The following is a 7,268-nucleotide window of genomic DNA, read 5'->3' on the forward strand; positions in this document are numbered from 1 at the left end:
CGGTGTCAGCGAGCCGGTATCAGCGAGCCGGTGTCAGCCGGAAGATCGGGAAGCGTCGTCCCTGCGCGGTCTCGGTGTATTTCAGAAACTGTTCGGACGCCGCGATGAATTTCTGCCACGCGGATTCCCACTCATCGTCGCCGACTTCGGCCACCGCGGTGTCGAGCCGTTCGACGCCGTTCTCCGACGGTGCCTCCACGGCGACCGAGCCGGGGTGGGCACGGAGATTGTGCACCCACGCGGGGGCCTTCGGCGAGCCTGCGAACGACCCGATGACCAGCCAGCTGTCGCCGTCGGGCAGCGCGAACAGGGGACTGATCCGCGCCTCGCCGGATTTGGCGCCCAGTGTGTGCAGGAGCACGAGATTCTTGCCGAAGCCGGCGGTCTCGACATGCCCGTTGTTGGATCGGAACTCATTGATGACGGTTGCGTTGAAGTCGTTCACGACGGCCATTGTTCCGGTACCGGTCGTTTCCGGCCATGTATCAAACTGAAACCGTGGTCGTCGGGTCTGCGAATACTCTGAATGGATGAGTGCCGACCCGAGTTCGCTGGCCGCTTCCCTCCCCGACGGCATGGTGGTCACCGACGCCGACATCCTGGCGGGGTATCGACAGGACCGGGCGGCCGACCCGACTGCGGGCACTCCGTTGGCGCTGGTCCGGCCGATCACCACCGAGCAGGTGCAGAGCACCGTCCGCTGGTGCGCCGCGAACGGCGTCCCGATCATCACGCGAGGTGCGGGCACCAGCCTGTCCGGGGGATCGACGGCGGTCGACGGCGCGATCATGCTCTCCACCGAGAAGATGCGCGACATCGAGGTCGATCCGGCGACGCGGACCGCTGTCGTCCGACCGGGACTGTTCAACGCGGAGGTGAAGGCCGCTGCCTCGGCTCACGGACTCTGGTATCCGCCGGACCCGTCGTCGTTCGAGATCTGCTCGATCGGCGGGAACGTCGCCACCAATGCCGGCGGACTGTGCTGCGTGAAGTACGGCGTCACCACGGATTACGTCCTCGGACTCGAGGTGGTGCTCGCCGACGGCCGTGCGGTCCGGGTCGGGGGCAAGCAACTCAAGGACTCCGCAGGCCTGCCGCTGACCAAACTGTTCGTCGGGAGCGAGGGGCTCCTCGGGATCATCACCGAGGTCACCCTGCGCCTCCTGCCGCCGCAGGGGCCGGCGAGCACCGTTGTCGGGGTGTTCGGTTCTGTGCACGAGGCCAGCCGTGCCGTTCTTGCGGTGACTGCCGAGATCCGGCCCGCGATGCTCGAGTTCATGGATTCGGTGGCCATCAACGCCGTCGAGGACCTGTTGCGGATGGGCCTCGACCGCGAGGCCGGGGCGCTCCTCGTCGCCCAGTCCGACGCTCCGGGCGCGGCTGGTGCGGCCGAGGTCGAGTTCATCCGGAAGGCGTTCGAGAGCAACGGAGCAGGCGAGGTCTTCGCGACCGACGACCCCACGGAGGGGGAAGCGTTCACCGCGGCCCGTCGTGCGGCCATCCCCGCGGTGGAGAAGCTGGGCTCACTGTTGCTCGAGGACGTCGGTGTGCCCCTGCCGTCCCTCCCCGACCTGATCGACGGCGTCGCCGGGATCGCGGCCGACAATCAGGTGATGATCTCGGTGATCGCCCACGCCGGTGACGGCAACACGCACCCGCTGATCGTCTTCGACCCTGCCGATCCCGCCGAGACGGACCGTGCCCAGGTGGCGTTCGGCCAGATCATGGACCTCGCGATCGAACTGGGCGGCACCATCACCGGCGAGCACGGGGTGGGACGTCTGAAGAAGGGCTGGCTGCCCGACCAGGTGGGGCCCGACGTCATGGAACTGACGGCACGGATCAAGCAGGCTCTCGACCCCGACGGTCTGCTGAATCCGGGCGTGCTGCTCTAGGTGTGTCTCCGGCGGGTCCGGCGATCACATAGGTCCCGCGACCCGCGGCCTTGGCGTCGAACAGCGCGGAGTCGGCGACGGCGAACTCCCGCTGGATGAGCGATGTGGCGTCGGCTTCGGACAACGTGCCGCCGGGTACCGTACCGACCGCGATACCGAGGCTGATGGTGGCGATCCGCTTGCCACCGGTCTCGATGGGCTGCGCCCGGATCTGTTCGGCGAGCGCACGCACACCGGTCTCGTCGTGGCGCACCGCGATCGCGAACTCGTCACCGCCGAGGCGCCCGACCACGGCGTGCTCGTCCACCGCGCCCTGCAGGATCTCCGCGACCCGCTGCAGTACGGTGTCGCCAACCGCGTGACCGTGCTCGTCGTTGATGTTCTTGAACCGGTCGACGTCTGCGGTGAGCAGGGCGAAACGTGTGCTCGGACCCCGTCGCAACATCGTGGTCGACGCGTAGACGAAGCCCCGCCGATTCAACAGGCCGGTGAGGGCGTCGGTGTTGGCCATGACGAGTTGATGTTTCAGCGATCGCTGGAAATCCGACGTGTAACTGCGGTGCAGTGTCGTCGTGCCATTGGTCACGACGAGCAGCGCCAGAGTTGTGAACAGAACATTCGGGAGAGGGTTGCCCTCAGACCATGCGACGGCTCCGAGGACACAGACGACAATGCTCGAATAGAGCATGTGCGCATAGGCGACCTGGGTCTGGACGAAATGGGCCACATATGAGCCGACGACGGCAAAGATCGCTGCGCAGAACTGGGCCAGGATCACGTCGGTGATGGCGACGATGGCGATGGTCAGAACGGCGTCGGCATAAATGACGAAGGCGGTGTTGAAACCTTTGATGGTGGCCTGTTTGGTCCACCAGATCACACCCAGGTGAACCCGGCTGACGGAGAACGCCATGGGGATGGTGGTGGCCACGGCGATTCCGAGGGCGATCGAGCGGGGGACTGAACCCTGGGTACCGCTCGGCGTGAACAGTGCGATGGTCCCGAGCAGGCCACAGATCACGACGAGTGCGGCGATGGTGTAGCGAACGTGCCGTTCGCGCATTCGCACCTGGTTGAGTACGTGGTCGGCGTCGTCGTAGAGGTGGAGGTGACCTGCGATGTCGGCGGACATCGGCCCGTGGCGAAGTGCTCGGAAACGTGTCGGCCGCGCCCCGTCCCCTTCGCGATCCAGGTGCTCGATGACCACGTCCTCTTTCTCAGTCGTGGTGCGCGGACGCGCGCCTGCGTGTCGGGACGAAAATCGCCGAACACACGTTACGGAGTTTAGAGGACGATTAAAGATCGTTTCATCTCGAATTCCGCGATATGACCCGACGGAGCCAAAGATGTAAGAATCGGCAGAATCGCCGTCGATCTGATGCGCGCTGAGACGGTCGTGCCAATCGGGCCCGATCAGCCGCTTCCTGCTGGGGTCCTCCCGTCCCCTCCGCGGGAGGGACCCCAGCAGGTAGTCCGAATGCGATGCGGCCGGCGCGAACGTGGCCTCGCAGAAACCAGCATATGGGCTCGATGGTCAACCTACAATCACATCAATCGGGATAACTGACAGGAGATGGTTGATGAATGGTCCTGGGGACCCTGGACTACGAGATATCGACCTCCGACGTCTCCGAATGTTCGTGGTGGTGATGGAAGCCCCGAGCCTTCGTGTCGCCGCGGATGACCTCTTCATCAGCCAGCAAGCGCTTTCCTCGGCCATCCGCGAGCTCGAGCGACACCTCGGTGTCGAGCTCTTCTCGCGATCGCGCCGGAGCCTCACGCCGACTCCTGCGGGGGAAGCGCTCTACCGCGGTGCGGTGCCGCTACTGGCCGGCGGCGAGCAGCTCGCGACGCAGGTCAGACGGGTCGACGCCGGTTCGCCTGCGCCGTTCGTCATCGGCCACGCCCCGGACCTGGCCTCCTCGGAGGTCTTCCGCATCATCGAACCGGTGGTGCTCGCCGATCCGTCGGTGCCGATCACGGTACGACCGGTCTTCGCCGAACTCATCCGCGACGAGCTGCTGTCCGGAGCCATCGACATGGCCCTCGGTCGTGGCGTGGCGGCGCCCCCGGACATGGCCACCACCATCGCGACACAGCACGAGTTGCGTCTGGCGGTTCGAGCCGATCATCCGCTCGCCGCGCACGACCGGGTCGACATGGCCGACCTCGCGGGCTACGACATCGTCGTCTGGGGCCCCGAGCACGAGTACGAGTACACCGACATCCTGGTCGGCATGTGCCGGCGCGCCGGATTCGAACCGCGGATCATCCTGTCGACCCTGCTGGGAACGCCCCCGCACACCGCAGTGATCGCACACCCCGAGGCGTGCGCGTTCGTCACCAACGAACCCGGCTGGATCTACGTCAATCGCATCCGGATCGTCGAGTTCACCGATCCGCCGTTCGCGCCCGTCCGCGCGATGTGGCTGCCCAACACCTCGTCGACCCTGCGACGCCAGATCCTCGCCGCGGCCGAGAACTCGCTCTGAGTCAGACGGATGACGTTCTCGCGGAGCCGTTTCGCTCCCTGAGGAGGGTGCAACGACCGCAGGCGACCCACCTATCTCCGCTCTCTAATCCGAAAGGACCGCATAACCCCTGCTCCCTGAGGTGCGAGGAGCGCAAGCGACGAGCCTCGAAGGGTTGGCAACAGACGCTGCGAAACCCTTCGTGACGCTCGCAAGCTCGCTCCTCAGGGGGCGGGGTGAGACGCTCTGCAAGCTCGCTCCTCAGGGGGCGGGGTGAGACGCTCTGCAAGCTCGCTCCTCGGGGGGCGGGGTGCGCTTTGCCGCACCTCAACCGGGATTGGCGACTCAGTGCCGCTCGAGGATCGCGCCCAGATCGGCACCGGCCGGTAGGGCGCCGTATTCGAGGCTGCGGTCGGGACCCAGGCGCGCGGCGATGAACGCGTCGGCGACTGCGGCGGGACTGTGCCGGACGAGGAGCGACGCCTGGAGGGCGAGGGCCATGGCCTCGACGGTGGACCGTGCCCGCCGCTGAGCATCGGCCGGGTCCAGCCGGGAGAGCTCGCCGAGCTGATCGCGCAACCGGTCGAGGTGGGTGTCCAGGGCGCGATCGGTGCCGCGCGCGAGAGAGACCTCGGCGTCGAAGGCGGCGACCGATTCGGGTTCGCGGGTCATCGCGCGCAGGACGTCGAGCGCGATGACGTTGCCCGATCCTTCCCACACCGCCATCACCGGCTGCTCGCGGTAGCGCATGGCGAGCGGGAAGTCCTCGGTGTACCCGTTGCCGCCCAGGCATTCCAGGGACTCGTAGGCGTGATGCGGTCCGCGCTTGCAGATCCAGTACTTGGCGACAGCGGTTGCGAGCCGGCGGAAGGCCCGCTCCTGTGGGTCGGCATCTTCGTCGTGTGCGCGTGCGAGGCGGATCGCCGTGGTGGTGGCGGCCTCCGATTCCAGTGCGAGGTCCGCCAGGACGGCCGTCATCGCGGGCTGGTCGGCCAGTGTCGCGCCGAATGCGCTGCGGTGCCGGGCATGCCAGGTCGCCTCGGCCACGGCCTGGCGCATGCCCGCCGCCGAACCCAGGACGCAGTCGAGTCGGGTCTGCGCGACCATCTCGATGATGGTGCGCACGCCGCGGCCGGGCTCGCCCACCATGATCGCCACGGTCCCGTCCAGTTCGATCTCACTCGACGCATTGGACTTGTTGCCCAGCTTGTCCTTCAGGCGCTGGATGCGGAAGACGTTGCGGGTGCCGTCGGGCAGGACGCGCGGGAGCAGGAAGCACGAGAGTCCCTCGCCGCCGGCACCCCGCGCCTGAGCGAGGACGAGGAAGGCGTCGGACATCGGGGCCGAGCAGAACCACTTGTGTCCGGTCAGCAGATACTCCGCACCCGGGCCGCCGGTGCCCGCGGGAACGGCCACCGTCGTGTTGGCGCGCACGTCGGAACCGCCCTGCTTCTCGGTCATGGACATGCCGAAGATCGCCGACTCCTTGGTGGCACCCAGTTCAGGTGAGTAGTTGCGCGACAATGCTTTCGGTACCCACTGGGCCGCCACGTCGGGCTGCAGCTCCAGCGACGGGACGACCGCATGCGTCATCGACACGGGGCACGCGTGGCCGGGCTCGATCTGTCCGAAGAGCATGAACGCGGCAGCGCGCACCACGTGCGACCCCGGCTGCGGATCAGCCCAGCACCGAGTGTGCGAGCCGTGGGCGATCGACGCCGAGATGATGCGGTGATAGGCGGGGTGGTACTCGACCTCGTCGATGCGGTTGCCCCATCGGTCGAAGGTTCGCAGCGTCGGCGTGACGGTGTTCGCGAGATGTGCGTCGTGCTTGAAGGATTCGCTGCCGACAAGGGTGCCGATGTCGCGTAGCTCGGCATCTCCCCAGCCGGCGTCGTGGCGCGCGACGGCCTCCCGCAGCACTGTGTCGAGCTCGTACTCGTTCACGTCGACCCGGGGCGCCGACTGGTTGAACACCTCGTGGGTGAGATGCGGCTGCGGGCGAACCGAACTCGCTGACCGTGTCATCGTGCCTCCTGCGGCATGTGGATCGGACTGTCCAGGACCTTGTCGGGGATCTGGAGATTGGTGAAGACCACGGCGACGGCGTCTTCGAGTCGGTAGCCGAAATCGGCACCGGTCGCGGCCTTTTGGACCGCCAGTCCGAAGATCGCCGACCAGAACGCCCTGGCCTCGACGTCGATCCCGGCGCGGAGTTGCCAGCCGGTCCGGACGAGTGTGGACAGCAGGGCTTGCTCGCCGCGCTCGTGCAGCTGTGTGAGTGTCTCGGTGATGAGCGGACGCAGGTCGTTGCGCCTCGAGACGAGAAGCATTGCAGTGGTGAACAACTCGACATCCCGGGCGCACGGGCCGAGTAGTGTCCCGACGAGCGTGTTGGTGTACTCGCGAACCGTTGCCGCCGCGGCGGCCGCGTCCTCGGCACGACGTCCGGCGCGCAGCACACCGGCGCATGCGACCTCGACGAACAGTTGCTCCTTCGAGCCGAAGTAGTACGTCACCTGGTTCGGGTAGGCATCGGCGCGCTGACAGATCTGCGCCACGGACGCCGACTCGCCGGTCTCGGCGAACACCTCGGCGGCGGCGCGGAGCAGTGACTTGCGGGTGGCCTTCCCGGCCTCTCGCGTCGCGCGTCCGGTGGTCGGCATCGCACTTCCCGTCGTCGTTCAGTGTTTGTATGACAAACAATAAACGGGTCAATGGGGCGGGGCAAGGGTGTACGAAAGGCCAAGAGAACACTCGTGGGCGTCCGACATCTCATGCCCACTGAGGTGCGAGCGACGAACGGCCTCGCAACGTGTCTCACCAGGCCCTTCGAGGCTCGTCGCTTGCGCTCCTCGCACCTCAGGGACCAGGGGTTATGCGGTTCTTTCGGATTAGGGAG

The 7,268-nt window shown here is 66.8% G+C and carries 6 protein-coding genes; 2 read left to right on the plus strand and 4 right to left on the minus strand.

The features are described from left to right. Positions 1-19 precede the first annotated feature (19 nt). Positions 20-445, minus strand: coding sequence for a nitroreductase/quinone reductase family protein (locus ACFW3F_RS18890; RefSeq protein WP_388060054.1), 426 nt, complete (start codon positions 443-445; stop codon positions 20-22). Positions 446-530: 85 nt separating this feature from the next. Between ACFW3F_RS18890 and ACFW3F_RS18895 the strand changes: the two genes are divergently transcribed. Then, entirely contained in the window at positions 531-1,895 is a 1,365-nt protein-coding gene (locus tag ACFW3F_RS18895) for an FAD-binding oxidoreductase (protein WP_388060056.1), read from the plus strand. Here ACFW3F_RS18895 and ACFW3F_RS18900 read toward each other — a convergent pair. Beyond that, positions 1,843-3,027, minus strand: a complete 1,185-nt coding sequence (locus ACFW3F_RS18900) for a diguanylate cyclase (protein ID WP_388060058.1) — start codon at positions 3,025-3,027, stop codon at positions 1,843-1,845. The genes ACFW3F_RS18895 and ACFW3F_RS18900 overlap by 53 nt on opposite strands. A 448-nt stretch (positions 3,028-3,475) precedes the next feature. On the opposite strand from ACFW3F_RS18900, the gene ACFW3F_RS18905 reads away from it, so the two are divergent. Continuing rightward, positions 3,476-4,387, plus strand: coding sequence for a LysR family transcriptional regulator (locus ACFW3F_RS18905; RefSeq protein WP_388060060.1), 912 nt, complete (start codon positions 3,476-3,478; stop codon positions 4,385-4,387). Between the two features lie 324 nt (positions 4,388-4,711). On the opposite strand, the gene ACFW3F_RS18910 is transcribed toward ACFW3F_RS18905, so the two are convergent. Continuing rightward, positions 4,712-6,394, minus strand: coding sequence for an acyl-CoA dehydrogenase family protein (locus ACFW3F_RS18910; RefSeq protein WP_388060062.1), 1,683 nt, complete (start codon positions 6,392-6,394; stop codon positions 4,712-4,714). Beyond that, positions 6,391-7,032 carry a TetR/AcrR family transcriptional regulator C-terminal domain-containing protein gene (locus ACFW3F_RS18915; RefSeq protein ID WP_388060064.1) on the minus strand — a complete coding sequence of 214 codons (642 nt, stop codon included), beginning with the start codon at positions 7,030-7,032 and terminating at the stop codon, positions 6,391-6,393. The genes ACFW3F_RS18910 and ACFW3F_RS18915 overlap by 4 nt, the downstream gene beginning before the upstream one ends. Positions 7,033-7,268 lie beyond the last annotated feature (236 nt).

Origin of the sequence: Gordonia sp. NPDC058843 (genome assembly GCF_042743165.1) — a bacterium.
In the GTDB taxonomy this organism is placed as follows: domain Bacteria; phylum Actinomycetota; class Actinomycetes; order Mycobacteriales; family Mycobacteriaceae; genus Gordonia.

Excerpts from the sequence above, each read along its gene's own strand:
- ACFW3F_RS18895 (WP_388060056.1), top strand. The coding sequence starts at position 531 with ATGAGTGCCGACCCGAGTTCGCTGGCCGCTTCCCTCCCCGACGGCATG.
- ACFW3F_RS18900 (WP_388060058.1), bottom strand. The coding sequence starts at position 3,027 with ATGTCCGCCGACATCGCAGGTCACCTCCACCTCTACGACGACGCCGAC.
- ACFW3F_RS18905 (WP_388060060.1), top strand. The coding sequence starts at position 3,476 with ATGAATGGTCCTGGGGACCCTGGACTACGAGATATCGACCTCCGACGT.
- ACFW3F_RS18910 (WP_388060062.1), bottom strand. The coding sequence starts at position 6,394 with ATGACACGGTCAGCGAGTTCGGTTCGCCCGCAGCCGCATCTCACCCAC.
- ACFW3F_RS18915 (WP_388060064.1), bottom strand. The coding sequence starts at position 7,032 with ATGCCGACCACCGGACGCGCGACGCGAGAGGCCGGGAAGGCCACCCGC.